The following is a 17,118-nucleotide window of genomic DNA, read 5'->3' on the forward strand; positions in this document are numbered from 1 at the left end:
CCGGCGCGGCCGACCGGGGGCAGGGAGCGCGTCAGTCGTCGAGGAGGCGGGCCAGCACCTCGGCGTGGCTGGTGGCCGGCTCCCTGGCCGCGGTCAGCAGGGTCACCTGGCCCTTCGTCGCCAACTCCCGCACATGGTCCAGGAGTTCGACCGCCTCGGGAGCGGTGAGCTCCGCCTCGTAGCGCCCGCGGAACTCCTCGTACGGCCGCTCGCCCATGTGGTACCAGCGGCGCAGTTCCGTCGACGGAGTCAGCCCCTTGGGCCATTCGTCCACGCGTGCCATGTCCTTCGCCAAGCCGCGCGGCCACAACCGGTCGACCAGGACGCGGACACCGTCGTCCGGCTCAGGCGGTTCGTAGACACGGCGCACGCGTACGCTCATGGTCGGCCTCCTCCCGTGGTCTTTCGGCGAGCCTAACGCCGCCCCCCGGTCCGGGCACGGCGGACAGAACGGCGGACGGGCAGGCCGGAACGGGGCCCCGCCCGCCTCAGGCGCGCCGCGCCTTCAGTCGGCGCTTCAGCGCGCGCCGCTCCGTCTCACTCGTGCCGCCCCACACCCCGAGGGACTGGCCCGAATCCATCGCCCAGTCGAGGCACTGCTGCCGGACGGGACAGCGCCGGCACACCGCCTTCGCCTGCTCCGTCTGGAGAAGGGCCGGGCCGGAGGTCCCGATCGGGAAGAAGAGGTCGGGATCCTCGTCCCGGCAGGCCGCGCGGGTCCGCCAGTCGTCCATGGGAAACCACCTGTGATCGGAGTGGATACGCACCCTGCGGGTGCCCTGTCCCTTACGGGTCACCTCTCGGTGCGCGATGAAACAGCGGCTCCGGTGTCGTACGTCACCGTGGCCACGCCCGCCCGGCCGGTGACGGGCGGGCGTGACGCTCCCTCAACTCCGCAGCGCAGTCGCCGCAGTCGCCGCCACCGACTCGGCCACCGCCGCCAGGGCCGGGGAATCCAGCTTCCACTGCTGCCAGTACAGGGGCGCGTCGGCAGGGTGGTCCGGGGCGAAAACGATGAGCCGGCCGGCCCGCAACAGGGGCTCGGCCTGCGTCTCGGGGACCATGCCCCAGCCCAGGCCCGCGGCGACCGCCTCGGCGAACCCCTCCGAGGTCGGAATGAGGTGCCGGCTCGTGCTCGCCCCGGTGCGGCCGCGGGTGAGCCGGCGCACGAAGGCGTCCTGGAAGTCGTCCCGCCGGTCGAAGGTCACCACGGGGGCCCGCGGCAGCGTCTCCTCCAGCGGCCCGGCGAGGTACCGCGCGGCGAACTCCGGGTTGGCCGCGGGGAGATAGCGCATCCGCCCCAGGGGCCGCACGGAGCAGCCCGGTACCGCCTCCGGCGACGAGGTCACCGCGGCCATCACCGTTCCCTCGCGCAGCAGGGCCGCGGTGTGGGACTCGTCCTCGCGGCGCAACTCGAAGGAGAGGCGCGGCTCGCCCGGTACCCGGGTGAGGGCCCCGAGGAACCAGGTCGCCAGGGAGTCCGCGTTCACCGCCACCGACACCCGGGTCGGCTCCCCGCCGGAGCCCAGCCCCAGCTCCGCGTACGCGTCCCGCTCCAGCCGGGCCACCTGGCGGGCGAGCCGCACCAGCACCTCTCCCGACTCGGTCGGTCGCACCGGCCTGGTGCGCAGCAGCAGCACCCGTCCGGTGCGCTGCTCCAGCGCCTTCACCCGCTGGCTGACCGCGGAGGGCGTCACGTGCAGGGCTGCCGCGGCCGCGTCGAACGTGCCCTCGTCCACCACGGCGAGCAGGGTCCGTACCTGGTCGAGCGGGAGGTCGTCCATCACATCGGCTAAGGGTACGTAAGAATCATTAGCTGTACTGCGCCGGGTGGTGCCTCTAGCGTCCTCGGCATGAACAGCGCCCTGACCACGGCCGCCGCCGGATTCGGCACCGGCCTCTCCCTGATCGTCGCCATCGGCGCCCAGAACGCCTTCGTCCTGCGCCAGGGCGTCCGCCGGGAGGCGGTTCTCGCCGTCGTCGGCATCTGCGCCGTGTCCGACGCGGCCCTCATCGCCCTCGGCGTCGGCGGGGTCGATGCGCTGGTCGTGGCGTGGCCCGGCGCGCTGACGGCGGTCGGCTGGATCGGCGGCCTGTTCCTGCTCGGCTACGGCCTCCTGGCCGCGCGCCGGGTGATCCGGCCGGGCGGGGCCGGGCTGCGGGCGGAGGGCGAGGCCGTGAGTTCGCGCCGTCGCGCCGTGCTCACCTGCCTGGCGATGACCTGGCTCAACCCGCACGTCTACCTCGACACCGTGTTCCTGCTGGGCTCGGTCGCCGCCGACCACGGGCCGCTGCGCTGGACGTTCGGCCTCGGCGCCGTGCTGGCCAGCCTCTGCTGGTTCGCCGCCCTCGGCTTCGGGGCCAGGCTGCTGAGCCGTTTCCTGGCCCGGCCCACCGCCTGGCGGATCCTGGACGGCCTGGTCGCGACCACCATGATCGTCCTCGGCGGCACGCTCATCGCCGGCAGCTGATACGGCGGGCGGGTGCCGCCACCGGTCCTGCCATAGTGAACCCCGGCAAAAAGATGTAGTCACCAACCGGGACGGTCGTGGACACCAGCGAGAGCAGTACCGAACCCCAGGCCGAGGAGCCCGCCCCCGAGCGGGCCGTGCCGGGTCCGTCAGGCCCGTCGGATCCGTCGCGTACGGCAGGCCCTTCCGGGCAGTCCCGGCCGCGCGGCCTGCGCCGGTGGGCCATGGACACCCGACCCCTGCGCCGCCCGGCCTACCGCCGGCTGTGGGCGTCCACCGCCGTCACGGCGGTCGGCAGCCAGCTCACCGCCGTGGCCGTGCCCAAGCAGATCTACGACATCACCGGCTCCTCCGCCTGGGTCGGCGCCGCGAGCCTGGCGGGTCTGCTGCCGCTGATCGTGTTCGCCCTGTGGGGCGGCGCGATCGCCGACGCCATGGACCGTCGCAAGCTCCTGCTGATCACCAACACCGGGATCGCCGTCACCTCGGTCCTGTTCTGGGCGCAGGCCGTCACCGGCCTGGACTCCGTCGCCGTGCTCATGGTCCTGCTCGCGGTGCAGCAGGCGTTCTGGGGACTGAACGCCCCGGCCCGCAGCGCCTCCATCGCCCGCCTGGTCCCCGAGGAGGAGCTGCCCGCCGCCAACGCCCTGGGCTCCACCGTCATGCAGACCGGCCAGATCGCCGGACCGCTGCTCGCGGGTGCGCTCATCCCGGTGGTCGGGCTGGCGGAGCTCTATCTGATCGACGCGCTGGCGCTGTGCGTCACGGTGTGGGCGGTCCACCGTCTGCCCGCCCTGCCGCCGCTCGACGCGACGGTGGCGCGGCGCGCGGGCCTCCGGGAGATCCTGGACGGATTCCGCTACATCTCCGGGCACGCGGTGCTGCTGCTGTCGTTCGTGGCGGACATCGTCGCCATGGTCCTCGGCATGCCCCGGGCCCTGTTCCCGCAGCTCGCCGCCGAGACCTACGCGTCCTACGACGAGGGGTTCGCGCTGGGGCTGCTGTTCGCCGCCATCCCGATCGGCGCGGTGGCGGGCGGACTGTTCTCCGGCGCGTTCTCCCGGGCCCGCCGGCACGGCTGGATGGTCATCGGATCCGTGGTGGTGTGGGGCGTCGCCGTCACGGGGTTCGGGCTCAGCGACAGCCTCTGGATCGCCGTGGCCTTCCTCGCCGTCGCCGGGATCGCGGACATGGTCTCGATGGTCTTCCGCGGGGCGATCCTGCTCTCCGTCGCGACCGACGAGATGCGCGGCCGGATGCAGGGCGTCTTCACCGTCGTCGTCGCGGGCGGTCCCCGGCTCGCCGACGTCCTGCACGGTACCGCCGGTTCCGCCTTCGGCCCCCGTACGGCGGTGGCGGGCGGCGGGCTCCTGGTCGTCGTGGTGATGCTCGCCCTGGCCGCCGCGATGCCGGCGCTGCGCCGCTACCGCGTGTGAGGCACGACCGGGCCGTACGGGGCGCCAGGGGGGCTACAGTGCACGGTGCCCGCGCGTCGTGTGCGGCTCCATCAGCCGCACCCGCGTCGCCTCCAGCCGGTGCGCGAGGATCTCGGCGACGCAGCGCACCAGCGTCAGCCCGAGCTCCGGGTCCTCCTCGCACAGCCGGAGCACGGCCGCCGCGTCGAACTCGTAGGCGCGGACCGGACTGAACGCCTCGGCGCCGAAGTCCCACCGGTGGGGCGGGAACAGCCAGGACCAGCCCAGCAGGTCGCCCGCGCCGAGGGTGGCGACCGTCACCCGGCGCAGGTCGTTCACCCGCTGGTCGAGGGAGACCGCACCGGAACGGACGACCCAGAAACGGTCGGCGGTGCCCCCGGCCTCGAAGATCCGGGTGTCCTCCGGGAAGACCACCTCCCGCGCGAGTTCCATCAGACGTCGGCGCTGAGGCGGGGGGAGGGCCGTCAGGAGTTTGATCGCGTTGGTCATGAGGCAGGGCTCCTCGCCGGGCGTTCGGTACCGGTGCCTACGTCCATTGGAGCCGCTGCCGCCGTCCGGGGCACTTCGGCATGTAAAAGCCCTGGCTGGACGGGGGAAGCCAGCCAGGGCGGTAAAAGGTGGTGGAGGGAGGACGGGCGTCGACTCCGTCACCACTTATGGGTGAACGATAAACCATCTGTGCGGATGTGCGCCGCCAGAACCAGGTCACGTGACCTGTTTCACTTCTGCAGATCCGGGAGCGGTCCCGGAACCGGCCGGTCAGCTCCGCACATCGGACCTGCCGGGAGTCAGGATCTCGTCCAGTACCCGCAGCACGGCCTCGTACGCCAGCCTGTGCATGTCGGCGACTCCCTTCTCCGCGGGATCGGCCCGTTCGAGTTCGGCGCTCCTCGCCCGCCACAGCCGCTCCTCATGGGCGGCGCGGGCCCGCGCCCGCTGGATCCGCCGCACCAGTTCGTCCGAGTCCACCACACCGGTCATGACGTCCGCCTACCCCGTTGCGCCACGGGAATGGCAGGCGTTCGGAAAAAGGCCGGGAGGTTTGCCGGTGCCGGGGCAGGTGAGCCGAAAGAGATGACATTCCTCATCGAACCGGGAGTCGAACAATGTGCGAGGAGCGCATGGCCGGAACCGACACCGCCCTGCCCGGCACTCGCCGCGCCGACGTGCGGCAGCCGTACCGGCCGCGGCCGGCCGAGGCGCGCCAGGCCGTGTGGCGAGCCGTGTGCGAGCGCTGCCGCGCCACGCACACCCCGTGCGACGCCGAGGCCCTCGCGGACGCGCTGCTCGTCACCTCCGAACTCACCACCAACGCGATCCTGCACGGTGGCGGCATCACCGACTTCCGGGTCGACGTCACCGGTCCCGGAGTGCGCGTCTCGGTGAGCGACCGCAGCGCGGAACTGCCCGTCGCGCGGCCGACGACCGACCGGCAGGGGCGCTTCACGCCCGGCGGCCGGGGCTGGCCCATCGTCTGCAGGCTGTGCCGCGACGTGCGGGTGGCCGACCTGCCGACGGGCGGCAAGTGCATCACCGCCGTGGTCCCCCTGCCCTGAAGGCTCGCCGAGCCCGTCCGGCAGATTGTGCCGGGAAGCGGAGTTTGCGCCACCGGCGGGAGGGCAGTCGGAGGGTCGTGCTTCGGACCGGAGGCGCGCCAGCGGGAGAGCCATGGCTGCTGAGGAATTCCCTCCGGACGTCCCCGCAGCGGCCGTCCCGCGGTAGACCACCCTGAAATCCACTGTTCGGGAGCGAAATCGCATGCTCACAGACACGCCCACCGACCGCCCCGACACCCCCGACACCACAACGCCCACGGCCGCCACCGCGACGGCGGCCGCCCCCACGGCCCGCGGCGCGCGCAGGCGCCACGAAGACGCTCCGGACACCGCGGCCCTGTTCGCCCGGCTGGCCTCACTGGAGGACGGCCCCGAGCGGGACGCCGTCCGCGACGAACTCGTCACCGCGTGGCTGCCCATGGCCCACCGCATCGCCGGCCGCTTCCGCGACCGCGGCGAATCCGTCGAGGACCTGCGTCAGGTGGCCGCACTCGGACTGGTCAAGGCGGTGGACCGCTTCGACCCGGCCCGCGGAGCCTTCGAGAGCTACGCCGTCCCCACCATCACCGGCGAGGTCAAGCGGCACTTCCGGGACCGGATGTGGGCCCTGCGGGTGCCCCGCCGGGTGCAGGAACTGCGCAACAAGGTACGGATCGCCCGGCGGGACCTCACCCAGACGCCCGGCAGCCCCGAACCCTCGTCCGCCGCCCTGGCCGAGCACACGGGGCTGACCGAGGAAGAGGTCGGAGCCGGGCTGGAGGCGCTGGAGAGCTTCAGCACCCTGTCACTGGACGCGGAGATGTCGCCCGACGACGACGGCTACAGCCTGGCCGACACCCTGGGCGCCTCGGACGAGGCCTACGACGTCGTGGTCGACCGCGAGTCCGCCAAGGAGGGACTGCGCCGCCTGCCCGAGCGTGAGCGCACCATCCTGTACATGCGCTTCTTCGAGGACATGACCCAGAGCCGCATAGCCGACCAGCTGGGCATCTCCCAGATGCACGTCTCCCGGCTCATCAGCCGCAGCTGCGCCCGCGTGCGCGCCGACGCGATGGGCCGACGGACGACGACCACCCACCGAGGGCATGCCTGAGCGTCATGCCGTCGCCGGCCGTACCGCCCTCAGCCGTACTGCCTCCAGTCGTCCCCGTCGTATGAGCGACCGCAAGAAGGGAACACGGTGCAGATGAGTGAATCCGAGATCCCGCCGGACGGCCGACCCGTGGACGTCTACCTCGACCTGCTGCGCATCCGGATGGACACCGAGGACTACCGCCTGCTGCTCCGTGTGGTGGAGCCGGTGCTCCGGGCGATCGAGGAACACCGCCTGTCCGGTCTCGACGTCGCCCTGGACGGCGGCGACGACGAACTCCCCCAGGAGATCCGCGACGAGGCCGCCCTCGTCATCGCCACAGCCGTCACCGGCCGCATGGACAACGAAGTGGTCGAGCTGGACGTCGACGAGAGCGGACCGGTCCGCGTGGTCACCGACGCGACCACGGCCGCCGACCCGTCCCGTCTCGACGAGATCGCCGGCTACATCAGGGAACGGCACCGGCAGAACGACGAACTGCGCGGCATCGCCGAGGCCAGCGGCCTGCCCACCGACTTCTGAGCGGACCCGCCCACCGGATCGCACGAGGTCGCGGGCCCGGCCGCCGGCCGCGGAAGGTCCGTCACCGCTCGCGCGTCGCCAGCGGTACGCCCAGCGGGCGCGCGAGACCCACCACCGCTTCGTCCAGCCGCTCCAGGTGCCGCAGCACCCGGCCGGTGATCCGGCCGTAGCGCGAGGCGCCGTCACCGGAACCGCCCAGCAACGAGGCGAAGCTCGGCCCCGTCTCGATCCTGGCCGTGACGTCCCCGCCCGCGACCCGGGCCGCGATCGCCGCGATGTTGCGCACCGTGCGCCCCGTCGCCCCGCGCAGTCGTGGATCCGCCGCGATCGAGGGGTGGGTCTGCAGCAGCTCGGCCGTGGCCGCCAGCGAGCGCGCGTGGTACGCACAGGTCTCCAGGAGCGCGACGACGTACCGCGCGGTGTCCCGCCGGCCCCGCAGCGGAGTGACCGGATGGGTGAGCGGCTGGGTGGCGGAGCGCAGATCGCCCAGCGCCTGGTCCAGCTCCCGCGCCCGGTCCAGCAGATCGACGGCGGGTCCGCCGCTGAGCTGGTCGACGGCGGCCTCGGTGACCTCGGTGAGCCGCTCCAGCACGGTGCCCAGCAGCTCGTTCGTGCGCCGGTCCGTGCGCACCGGCAGGACCAGGGCCGCGGCGACCACCCCGCAGGCGGCACCCAGCGCGGTCTCCTCCACGCGCAGCACCAGCACCTCCCAGCTGTAGGTGTGCAGCAGCGTGTACAGCAGCCCCACCATCGCCGTCACGAAGAACGACATCAGCGTGTACGAGAGCGGTGCCGTGTAGGACATCGCGAAGATCATCACCAGGATCAGGCCGAACGTCGTCCAGGTGTGCCCGCCCACCACTGCGGCCAGCGCGATGCCGGCGACCACGCCGAGGACCGTACCCAGCAGCCGCCGGTAGCCCTTGACCAGGATCTCGCCCGTCGACGAGGTGTTGATGAAGACGATCCAGCACGTCAGGACCGCCCAGTACCAGCGCTCGGAGGACAGCAGCTCACCGCCGGCGATGGCCAGCGACGAGCCCACGGTGACCTGTACGGCGGCCCGGGTGGTGGGCCGTCGCAGCCCCGTGTCCTCCTCGGCCGTCCGATCCTCCTCCCCGGCGTCGATGGAGGCGTCCTCGGCGTCCAGCTCCTCCCGGGAGCGGGCCGTGGCAGGGGTGTCGTCCGACTCGTCCTGCGGACCGTCCAGGGCGATCCGCAGGCCCATCACCGCACGGGCCGACTCGCCGATGGCCCGGAACACGTCCTGGAGGGCCGGAGAACACACCGGCAGGTTCTCCTCGTCCCGGTAGGCGAGCAGGCGGTTGCGCACGTACGTGACCGCCGTCCCCGGCACCCCGGGCCCGGCGAGCAGGACCAGCGTACGCAGCGCGAGCAGATCGCGGCGCAGTCCGGCGGTGGCCTCGTCCGGCGCCGCCGTCCGGTCCGCCTCGGGAGCGGGCGCGCCCGGAAGGTGCAGGGTCAGCGTGTCCGCGCGTTCGGCGCTGCGGGCGGACAGCAGCAGCAGGCCCAGCCGCTCGGCGGCGATCTCGGCGTCCGCGATCCGGCGCTGCACCAGCCGCGCCGACGACTCGTCGGGGGTCCCCTGCTCCAACCGCGTCTGGATCATCAGAGCCGTCTCGTGCAGCCGGGCAGTACCCGCGCGGACGTCCTCCAGTGCCTTGTCGACCTCGTCCGGCGCGGCGTCGAGCAGCATCAGGTGCGCCGTCACGAGCTGGGCCAGCCGGACACGGAAGGCCTCCCGGAGCCGCGCGAGGAGCCCGGCCGGGGTCACGGGGACGACGGCGAACCGCATGACGGCACTGCACACGAACGCGGTGGCCAGGGCGGCCCACATCCCGGGCAGTTTCCCGGGGGAGGCGCCGATGAACAGGGACACGAAGTAGACCTGGAAACCGATCAGCCCCAGGGCGGTCCCGCGGTCGCCGAACCGGCGGGCGTAGACCGCGCAGAAGATGAGGACGGTGAAGAAGACGTCACCGACGACGACCCGCTCACTCAGCACCGCGCCGAGCGACACGGCCACGAGTGCCACCGGCAGACCGAGGGCGAGCGTGACGGCCTGGGCGCCGCGCTGCTTCTCCCGGATGGCGAAGGTGGCGACCGTCGCGGTCATCGCGCCCGCCACCAACTGGGTGACGCCCGCCCCCACGAGGGCGAGCACGGCCAGCGTCAGCGCGATGGCGCCCACCGTCCGCAGTCCGGCCGTCAGCCGCAGCAGCCCGGGGTCCGACGCCGCCAGGCGGTCCCGCAGTCGTGTCCGCACCGAGTGCCCCGCCGCATTCACGCCGCCGCACACGCTCCTGTCGCTCGCGTTGATCGGAATGCCAGCATGGCATGTGCCCGGGCGGCACCCGCCAAGGCCCCCCACCGGCAGGATCACCGGGACGGCGGGGCACCGAACGGGCTGGGCGGCCGCGGGAACGGGGTCACCGCACCCGCCGGCCCGCCTCCTCGATGTGTGCCCGCACCTGCTCAGGCGTCAAATAGGCATGCGTGTAATCGAAGTCCCCCAGCTTGGCGCGCTGGCGGGACTGGAATCCGGTACGCACGAAATCGTTTCCGGCGATCGAGTTGAGCAGCCAGTTCGTCATGACCCGCGTCTTGGCGACGTTGGTGCGCAGCGCCGACCAGTGGTACCCGCGGGCCGCCATCTGGGCGGGCAGGCCCCGCAGTTCCACACCGAGCGGCTTGGACACGGCGTCGGTGCCGCCCAGGTCCACGACCAGCCCGAGGTCCTTGTGGTGGTACGGCTGCGACGGCCGGCCGGTCAGCGTCGCGATGACGTTGTCGGCGACCTGCTTGCCCTGCCGCAGGGCGTGCTGCGCGGTCGGCGGGCACACCGCGCCCTCGCCCTTGGCGAGGTCGGGCACCGCGGCGGAGTCACCCAGGGCGAACACCCCGTCGTGGCCGGGCAGACGCATGTCCGCGTTGACCGCGAGCCGCCCCCGGACCGTTTCCGCGCCGAGCGTGGCGATCAGCGGGCTGGCGACGACGCCGGCCGTCCAGATGAGGGTGTGGGTGGGGACCACCCGGCCGTTGGTGAAGGTGACCTCCTCGGGGCCCGCCTTCGCGATGGAGACACCGAGCGAGATCTCGATGCCGCGCCGGGTGAGGATCTCCTGCGCGCTGCGCCCGAGCTTCTCGCCCAGCTCGGGCATGAGCTTCGGCGCGATGTCGATCAGGTGCCACTTGATCAGGCCCGGGTCCAGACGCGGGTAGCGCTCGACGGCGGCGTGGGTCAGCCGCTGCAGACAGGCGGCGGTCTCGGTGCCCGCGTAGCCGCCGCCGACCACCACGAACTGCAGCCGCGCGGCCCGTTCGGCCGGGTCCTCGCTGGCGTCGGCGAGGTCGAGCTGGGCGATCACGTGGTCGCGGATGTAGGCGGCCTCGGCCAGCGTCTTCATGCCGTAGGCGTGATCGGTGAGTCCGGGGATGTCGAAGGTACGGGTGATACTGCCGGGGGCCAGCACGATGTAGTCGTAGGGTTCGGCGACGGTCCGGCCCGTGATCATGCGGATGACACAGACCTTGGACCTCAGGTCCACTCCGATGGCTCCGCCCGGGATGATCCGGGTGCGGTACTTCGCACTGCGGCGCAGGGAGACGGCGACCGACTGCGGTGTCAGCACACCGGAGGCGACCTGGGGGAGCAGCGGCATGTAGAGCTGATAGGAGGTCGGTGTCACGAGGGTGATGTCCGCTGCCCACGGGGAGAGCTTCCGCTCCAGACGGCGAACGCACGCCACGCCGGCGAAGCCTCCGCCCACCACCAGGATCCTGGGTCGTGTCACGGTGCTCATCCCTTCCTGCGGCTCCACACGGTCTGCCTCGAACGTCGACGCCCTTCGCGTTCCCCGGGAATGCCGCCCTGCACCTCCTCGATCGCAGCGCGCGACGCGTCACAACGGCTTCGAGGGGGCCCGGCACGCGAGAACCTTCAGCACCACGATGCCCGCACCGGCGGCGGAACGCACCGGGAGGCCCGTGACACGTGCCCGCCGGCCGGCCGCCGCCCGGCGGGCGCGGGGGCTCAGCCGTGCAGGTGGCAGAGCAGCAGACAGACGTCGTCGTCGCGTTCGGAATCGCTGAGCATCGGCTGCAGCAGGCGGTCCGCCGAGCCCTCCAGGTCCGTGTCCAGCTCCGCGGGGGCGAACGAGCCGAGCGCCGCCGCGAGCCGCCCGATGCCCGGATCGATGCCCTGGGTGCGCCGCTCGACCAGCCCGTCCGTGTAGAGCGCCAGCGTCGAGCCCGGCGCCACCTGTTCGGTGTGGTCGGCGATCTTCTGCTCCAGCGGGATCCCGAGCATCGCGCCCGGCTTGGCGTCCAGGGTGCGCACCCGCCCGTCGGGCAGCCGCAGCACCGGCGGCGGATGCCCCGCGGCGGCCCACGTCAGTGTGGGCCCGTCCGGGTGGAAGCGGGCGATCACGGCCGTTGCGTACAGATGCGGCTGGAGCTGGTGCAGGAACCTGTGCAGCCGGGTCAGCAGCCGGCCCGGACTGCCGACGTCGACGGCGTAGGCGCGCAGCGCGGTGCGCAACTGGCTCATCATGACCGCCGCGTGCAGCCCGTGCCCGGTCACGTCGCCGATGACCGTGATCAGACTTCCGTCCGACCGGTGGAAGGCGTCGTACCAGTCGCCGCCGATGTTCATGCCGTGCGTGGCCGGCAGGTACCGGGCGGCCAGGCTCAGCCCCGGGGCCGTGGGCAGTTCGGTGAGCAGGGCGCGCTGCAGCGTCTCGGCGATGTCCCGGTTGTGCTCGAAGCGGCGGGCGTTGCCGATGGCGATACTGGCCCTGCGGGCGAGTTCGAGCAGCATCACCGCGTCGTCCGGATCCCAGCGCTCACCGGGCGGTGACAGGGTGAGCACGCCCAGGGGCGCCTGGCGCGTCAGCAGCGGCACGCACAGCAGCGGCCTGCCGGGATCGAGCAGGGAGGGCGGCCGGTCGTCCACGCCGCGCAACCCGCCGGGGTGGTCGGCGGCGTACTGCGGCCGCCCGGTGCGGGCCGCGCGCACCGCGGCGGCCGGACGGGTCGGGGGGTGGTGCGGATCGTCGTCCTCGTCGAACAGCCATATGTCGACCCGGGCCGCGTACCGCGGCACCAGCAGTTCGGGCAGCCGGCGCACGATCTCGCCGTGGTTCAGCGAGGCATTGAGCACCGCGCTGGCGTCCGCCAGGAAGGTCAGCCTGCGGCGGGCGTTCTCCGCCTCGTTGCGCGCCCGGTGCTCGGCGGCGAACGCCTCCCGCTGGGCGCGTCCCGCCGCGTCCAGTTCGGCGTGCAGGGCCAGGACGCCCTGGTTGGTCTGGTGCAGCTCCTCCCGGTGGAAGGCGACCAGTGCCTCCTGCTCGGCGAGCCGGTCCAGCACCTGAGCCGTGTCCTCGTCGGCGCTCAGCAGCGCCTGGGCCAGCTCGGCCGGGTCGTCCGTCACCGTGCCTGTGTCGTCCGGCCGGCCCGCGTCCGGGCAGCGGACCGTCACCTCCCACGGAGTCTCCCCGGCGGCGCTCGCGTCCGGCGGGGGGAACAGCACGGTCTGCAGCACGCCCTCCCCGTCGTCCGAGCCGGGTGTGCTTACGGTGAGCCGCCAGGTACCGCCCTTGGCCAGGCACTGCCGCAGCCGGATGCCGAGCGCCGCCGCCAGCCGGGCCCGCTCGACGGCGGGCACCCCGTGGCGGGCGGCCAGCCGCGCCAGCGAGACACGCGCGCGTGCCGCGTCGTTCACGCTGCTGATCTGCCATACGCGCGTCATGGCCGGTCCGGTGGTGCGGAGGTCAGGACGGCCACCGCGGTGTCGTCCCGCACGGGGCGGGCGGCACTGCCCGCGTCGCGGATCGTCACCGCGGCCGTCACGGCCGGGTCGGCCGCTGTGAGGCAGGAGTCCGACGGAGGGGCCCAGGAGCTGGGCAGACCGTCGGTGTGCAGGATGAGCACACTCCCGGCGGACCACGCGAGATCGTCCTCGCGCACGGTGCCGGGCCGGTGGTGACCGACTATGCCGGGCCGGGAGAGCAGGGCACGCCACCGGTCGCCCTCGCGCAGCCGGGCCCCGATGTTGCCGATCCCCGCGAACCGCAGCCGCCCGGTCCGGGCGTCGAGCTGGGCCACCACGACGGCCGCGCCCCGGGTGGCGCCCAGCTCCTCGTGCAGCCGGTGCAGTGCCTCGGCGGGGGAGAGGTGGGGCCTGCGGTGTACCGCCTCCGCCGCGGCGGTGGAGGCACGTGCCGCCTCGGGGCCGTGGCCCAGCCCGTCGGCAAGCATCAGGGTGTACCGGTCCCCGGACCTGGCCCAGACCCAGGCGTCCCCCGAGTGGTCGGCCCTGGCGTAGGGGACGTTGACCCCGCCGGCCCGGATCACAGGCACCGACGGCCCGCTGTCACCGCGCGGGCCGTCACCGCCGGGCGACGGCGGGGCCCCGCCACCGACACGGGCCACCACGACCGTGCCCCGGCCGAGCACGCTGTGCAGACCGAATTCGTCCGAGAGCCGCCGGCAGGTGCCGAGGCCCGCTCCCAGTGAGCGGGTCGTGCTGAACCCGTCCCGCAGCGCCTCGGCCACATCGGCGATGCCCGGCCCGTGGTCGACCGCGGCGATCTGCACGGCCCGCGCCCGGTCGCCCTCGCGGAGCACGGACGGCTGCACGACGTCGATGAGCACCTGACCGTCCCGCGCGTGCTTGAGGAGATTGGTGGCGAGCTCCGTCGCGACCAGCGACACGGCGGCGGTGCTCCGCTCGTCGAGACCGGCCAGGGCCGCCGCCTCCTCAGCGGCGACCCGGGCATCCCGTACCCGGGTGGAGTCCCGCACCGGCACGTCCCAGAGGCGTGGCATCAGACCTCCTCCCGCGCACGGGGCGGCCGGTTCACCCACGAGGTCACCCGCACCGTGGTTCCCGATCCCACTGCGCTCTCGACCTCGAAATCGTGCACCAGGCGCCGCGCGCCGCCCAGCCCCATCCCCAGCCCGCCACCGGAGGTGTAACCGTCGCTGAGCGCCCGCTCGAGGTCGGGGATGCCCGGCCCGGAGTCGGTGAACGTCAGCCGCAGCCCGCCACCGCACCCGGCGGACACCCGGGAGACGTCCATCTGCCCGCCCCCGCCGTGCACCAGGGTGTTGCGTGCCAGCTCGCTGGCGGCGGTGACCAGCTTCGTCTGGTCCACCAGTCCGAAGCCGAGCACGGCGGCGGCCTGCCGCACATGCTGGCGCACCCACATCAAGTCCATGTCCGACCGGATGGGCAGGCAGGCCTCGACCCCCGAGGCGGTCGGCGTCATCGGTGCTCCCGGCGCGCACCACCCGCGCGGGACAGCACGACGGGCTGCTCGAGCAGTGCCATCGCCGCCTGGGTGTCGAGCGCGGTGCGCAGCCCCGGCAACGTCAGCCCCAGCTCCACCAGGGTGATGGCGACCGCCGGTCGCATCCCGGCCACGACGGTCCGCGCGGCCAGCAGCGACGACTGTGCCGCGATCTCGGCGAGCACCCGTCCCAGGAAGGAGTCGACGATCTCCACGCCGGAGATGTCGATCACCACTCCCGTGACCCCGCTGCTCGCGATGGTCTCCGACAGGTCCTGCTGGAGCTGCTGGGCCGTGCTGTCGTGCAGGTCTCCTTGGAGAGTCACCAGAAGCACATCGCCGAGCCTCAGTACCGGCACATGTCCCGCGACCGGGCGGGAGAACGCCTCGCTCACCGGCGGACCGCACTGCCGGTCGTCGTGCTCACGACGTCGACCCCCAGCTCGTGCAGACAGTAGCCCAGCGCGTCGGCGAGGCTCGCCCGAGTGAGCACCGAGCCGAGGTCGAGACCCAGGTGGACCATGGTCTGCGCGATCGCCGGACGAATACCGGAGACGATGCACTCCGCACCCATCAGCCGGGCCGCCGCGACCGTCTTCATCAGATGCTGCGCCACCAGCGAGTCGACCGTCGGCACCCCGGTGATGTCGAGGATCGCGAACCGGGCGTGCTGGTCGACCACCGCGTTCAGCAGTGTCTCCATCACGACCTGACTGCGGGCACTGTCGAGCGTCCCGATCAGCGGGACCGCGACGATTCCGTCCCAGAGCCTGATGACCGGCGTCGCCACCTCCAGCAGCTGCAGCCGCTGCCGGTCGATGAGTGCCTGCCCCTCGCTCAGGGCCGTCTGCATGGCCACCACGCGCAGGGTGCCCATGAGCACGCTCAGCGTGGTCGTGCACGCCCGCAGCTCCTCGGACGGTGCCTGCTCCAGGTCGGCGGCGAGGAGATTCTCGACCGGCGGCCACAGGGCGGCCAGCTCGTTCGACACTTGCGTGGCGGACAGCCCCGCGCGGCTGCGGGCCGCGGTCATCCGCGCCAGCTGCTCACGGACACCGGTGAACCCGGCGGCGTCGGAGTCCTCGACCCGCTGTGCGTCGGCGACCTGGGCCAGGGCGTCGACGACTGCCTTGCCGGCCTCCACCGCCTCGTCGCGCGAGAGGGTGAACACCGCACGGAACAGAGGCTCGTCCGCCCACCGCTGGGCGATCTGCTCACGCCGTTGCCGCAGGAAGTCCCTGACCTCGAGCGTCGGCGTTCCGAGCGGTTCGCCCGCTTCGCGCTCAGGCACCTGTGTCTCCTCATCATCGTTACCGCACCGAGCCCGTGAAGGTGCCGAGACGGTGCTGTGACCTTGCCGGGCGACCACTCTAACGACGCCCCGAGCCTCTCAAAAATCGGGTTCCCGCGGTGCGCCGGACAGAGAATCGACGCGCTCCAGCGCCTCCTCGACGCTCTCGGACAACGGAACCGTGATGCTCACGCCGGTCAGGTCCAGGACGCGGCGCACTGCGGGGGGAGGGGAGATGATGTGCACGCTTCCCGGCAGATCACGGGCCTCCTGATAGACACGCAGGACGATGTTCATGCCGGACGAGTCCATGAAGGGGACCGCCGACAGGTCCAGCAGGAAGTGCCGGCGCCCGTGGTGGAACTGGTTGGCCAGGTGATGCTGGAACTCCTTCGCGGTGTCGGCGTCCAGGTACCCCTGAACCGCCAGGAGGACGGCGTCCTCCCGGGGCACGGTCACCTCGACGGACAGCGGGTTCGGAACCACGGACACGAATACCTCCAGACGAGCCGGCGGCCGGGTACGGCCGCACGTGCGGCCGCCTACCCCCGCATCGCCGTGTCATGCGGTGCCCCGCACACCGGCCCGCCGCCCGGGGCCGGTTTTGTGGCGGCGCCCGCCGAATGCACCGGCTCCAGCCGGGTAGTTGGCTGCTGTGGAGACGGTCGGGCCGACGACGAACCCGCCCGCTCCGGGAGAGTCGTCCACCGGGGAGGCAAGGAGCAGCGTGCCCATAGACAGCATCTGGTCATACGCGCCGGAGCTGGGTCCCGCCCAGGGGCAGGATCTGGACCTGACGGGATACACCGTCGTCGCGAACGACGGCACCATCGGCCATGTGGACCGGCAGGCCGACCACCACTCCATGCGGCACCTGGTCGTCGACACCGGCGTCTGGGTGTTCGGCCGGAGCCTTCTCGTGCCGGTCGGCGTCATCACCGCCGTCGACACCGGCGAGCGGAGGATAACGGTGTCCTGCACGAGGGCGGAAGTGAAGGCGGCGCCCCGGTTCAGGACCGACAGCGAGACCATGGACCCCGGGTACCTCACGGCGGTCGGCGAGTACTACCGGGGGCTGACCGGCCCGGTCTCCTGATCGCCGTCGGGCGAACCTGCGCGGCGCACGCCGGTGGCCGCGCAGGTTCGCCCGACGGCGATCACCAGGGCAGGAAGACATGGATGTCCTTGCCGTGGTCGGTGCCGACGACGCTGACCTGGTCGCACAGCGTGTGAATCAGATGCCAGCCGATCCCGCCCCCGCCGCGGCTGGGCCGGAAGGGCCGGGGTGCGGGCGTGGTGGTGCTTGTGTCGTGCATCACCACATGCACCCCGTCGAACGTCCGGCGCAACCGCATCTCGAAGGGGCCCGGCGCGTACTGGACCGCGTTGGCTGCCAGTTCCGTGACCACCAGGAGGATGTCGTCCCAGTGCTCMGG

20 protein-coding genes are annotated in these 17,118 nt (G+C 72.7%); 6 read left to right on the plus strand and 14 right to left on the minus strand.

Annotation, left to right across the window (positions count from 1 at the left end; genetic code table 11):
• Positions 1-31: 31 nt before the first annotated feature.
• The 3 genes from DIZ27_RS26440 to DIZ27_RS26450 form a co-directional block, all read right to left on the minus strand.
• Positions 32-382, minus strand: coding sequence for a DUF488 domain-containing protein (locus DIZ27_RS26440; RefSeq protein ID WP_109380951.1), 351 nt, complete (start codon positions 380-382; stop codon positions 32-34).
• Positions 383-488: 106 nt separating this feature from the next.
• Positions 489-734, minus strand: coding sequence for a WhiB family transcriptional regulator (locus DIZ27_RS26445; RefSeq protein ID WP_109380952.1), 246 nt, complete (start codon positions 732-734; stop codon positions 489-491).
• 153 nt (positions 735-887) lie between these two features.
• A complete protein-coding gene (locus DIZ27_RS26450) occupies positions 888-1,784 on the minus strand; it encodes a LysR family transcriptional regulator ArgP (RefSeq protein WP_109380953.1) in 897 nt (298 codons plus the stop codon).
• 69 nt (positions 1,785-1,853) lie between these two features.
• On the opposite strand from DIZ27_RS26450, the gene DIZ27_RS26455 reads away from it, so the two are divergent.
• Positions 1,854-2,471 (plus strand): LysE/ArgO family amino acid transporter, encoded by a 618-nt coding sequence (locus DIZ27_RS26455; protein WP_109380954.1) that lies wholly within the window; start codon positions 1,854-1,856, stop codon positions 2,469-2,471.
• Positions 2,472-2,548: 77 nt separating this feature from the next.
• On the plus strand, positions 2,549-3,907 hold the full coding sequence (locus DIZ27_RS26460; RefSeq protein WP_109380955.1) for an MFS transporter: 1,359 nt from the start codon (positions 2,549-2,551) through the stop codon (positions 3,905-3,907).
• Positions 3,908-3,940: 33 nt separating this feature from the next.
• On the opposite strand, the gene DIZ27_RS26465 is transcribed toward DIZ27_RS26460, so the two are convergent.
• Positions 3,941-4,396, minus strand: a complete 456-nt coding sequence (locus DIZ27_RS26465) for a cyclic nucleotide-binding domain-containing protein (protein WP_109380956.1) — start codon at positions 4,394-4,396, stop codon at positions 3,941-3,943.
• A gap of 270 nt (positions 4,397-4,666) precedes the next feature.
• Complete coding sequence (locus tag DIZ27_RS26470; RefSeq protein ID WP_109380957.1) at positions 4,667-4,888, minus strand: hypothetical protein; 222 nt, start codon at positions 4,886-4,888, stop codon at positions 4,667-4,669.
• A 125-nt stretch (positions 4,889-5,013) separates the two neighbouring features.
• Here DIZ27_RS26470 and DIZ27_RS26475 point away from each other — a divergent pair, with 125 nt between their 5' ends.
• From DIZ27_RS26475 to DIZ27_RS26485, 3 genes are all read left to right on the plus strand, one after another.
• Positions 5,014-5,463: an ATP-binding protein gene (locus tag DIZ27_RS26475; protein WP_109380958.1), complete on the plus strand. Its 450-nt coding sequence runs from the start codon at positions 5,014-5,016 to the stop codon at positions 5,461-5,463.
• A gap of 202 nt (positions 5,464-5,665) precedes the next feature.
• Positions 5,666-6,556, plus strand: a complete 891-nt coding sequence (locus DIZ27_RS26480) for a SigB/SigF/SigG family RNA polymerase sigma factor (protein ID WP_109380959.1) — start codon at positions 5,666-5,668, stop codon at positions 6,554-6,556.
• A 93-nt stretch (positions 6,557-6,649) separates the two neighbouring features.
• The gene (locus tag DIZ27_RS26485) at positions 6,650-7,078 is read left to right on the plus strand and encodes a hypothetical protein (RefSeq protein ID WP_109380960.1); all 429 of its coding nucleotides are present in this window, start codon (positions 6,650-6,652) and stop codon (positions 7,076-7,078) included.
• 61 nt (positions 7,079-7,139) lie between these two features.
• On the opposite strand, the gene DIZ27_RS26490 is transcribed toward DIZ27_RS26485, so the two are convergent.
• The 8 genes from DIZ27_RS26490 to DIZ27_RS26525 form a co-directional block, all read right to left on the minus strand.
• Entirely contained in the window at positions 7,140-9,386 is a 2,247-nt protein-coding gene (locus DIZ27_RS26490) for an FUSC family protein (RefSeq protein ID WP_181383703.1), read from the minus strand.
• A 142-nt stretch (positions 9,387-9,528) separates the two neighbouring features.
• The gene (locus tag DIZ27_RS26495; protein WP_109380962.1) at positions 9,529-10,902 is read right to left on the minus strand and encodes an NAD(P)/FAD-dependent oxidoreductase; all 1,374 of its coding nucleotides are present in this window, start codon (positions 10,900-10,902) and stop codon (positions 9,529-9,531) included.
• Between the two features lie 230 nt (positions 10,903-11,132).
• Complete coding sequence (locus DIZ27_RS26500; protein WP_109380963.1) at positions 11,133-12,848, minus strand: PP2C family protein-serine/threonine phosphatase; 1,716 nt, start codon at positions 12,846-12,848, stop codon at positions 11,133-11,135.
• On the minus strand, positions 12,845-13,927 hold the full coding sequence (locus DIZ27_RS26505; RefSeq protein ID WP_109380964.1) for an ATP-binding SpoIIE family protein phosphatase: 1,083 nt from the start codon (positions 13,925-13,927) through the stop codon (positions 12,845-12,847). Before DIZ27_RS26505 ends, DIZ27_RS26500 begins: the two co-directional genes overlap by 4 nt.
• Positions 13,927-14,370: an anti-sigma regulatory factor gene (locus tag DIZ27_RS26510; protein WP_109380965.1), complete on the minus strand. Its 444-nt coding sequence runs from the start codon at positions 14,368-14,370 to the stop codon at positions 13,927-13,929. Before DIZ27_RS26510 ends, DIZ27_RS26505 begins: the two co-directional genes overlap by 1 nt.
• Positions 14,367-14,786: an STAS domain-containing protein gene (locus tag DIZ27_RS26515; RefSeq protein WP_109380966.1), complete on the minus strand. Its 420-nt coding sequence runs from the start codon at positions 14,784-14,786 to the stop codon at positions 14,367-14,369. Before DIZ27_RS26515 ends, DIZ27_RS26510 begins: the two co-directional genes overlap by 4 nt.
• On the minus strand, positions 14,783-15,682 hold the full coding sequence (locus tag DIZ27_RS26520) for an STAS domain-containing protein (protein WP_109380967.1): 900 nt from the start codon (positions 15,680-15,682) through the stop codon (positions 14,783-14,785). Before DIZ27_RS26520 ends, DIZ27_RS26515 begins: the two co-directional genes overlap by 4 nt.
• Before the next feature lie 99 nt (positions 15,683-15,781).
• On the minus strand, positions 15,782-16,174 hold the full coding sequence (locus DIZ27_RS26525) for an STAS domain-containing protein (RefSeq protein WP_109380968.1): 393 nt from the start codon (positions 16,172-16,174) through the stop codon (positions 15,782-15,784).
• Positions 16,175-16,409: 235 nt separating this feature from the next.
• On the opposite strand from DIZ27_RS26525, the gene DIZ27_RS26530 reads away from it, so the two are divergent.
• Entirely contained in the window at positions 16,410-16,778 is a 369-nt protein-coding gene (locus DIZ27_RS26530) for a PRC-barrel domain-containing protein (protein WP_109380969.1), read from the plus strand.
• Between the two features lie 61 nt (positions 16,779-16,839).
• Here DIZ27_RS26530 and DIZ27_RS26535 read toward each other — a convergent pair.
• Positions 16,840-17,118: ATP-binding protein (locus DIZ27_RS26535; protein ID WP_146228993.1), on the minus strand; the 279-nt coding region annotated here is incomplete at its 5' end.

This window comes from Streptomyces sp. NWU339 (assembly GCF_003143855.1).
In the GTDB taxonomy this organism is placed as follows: domain Bacteria; phylum Actinomycetota; class Actinomycetes; order Streptomycetales; family Streptomycetaceae; genus Streptomyces.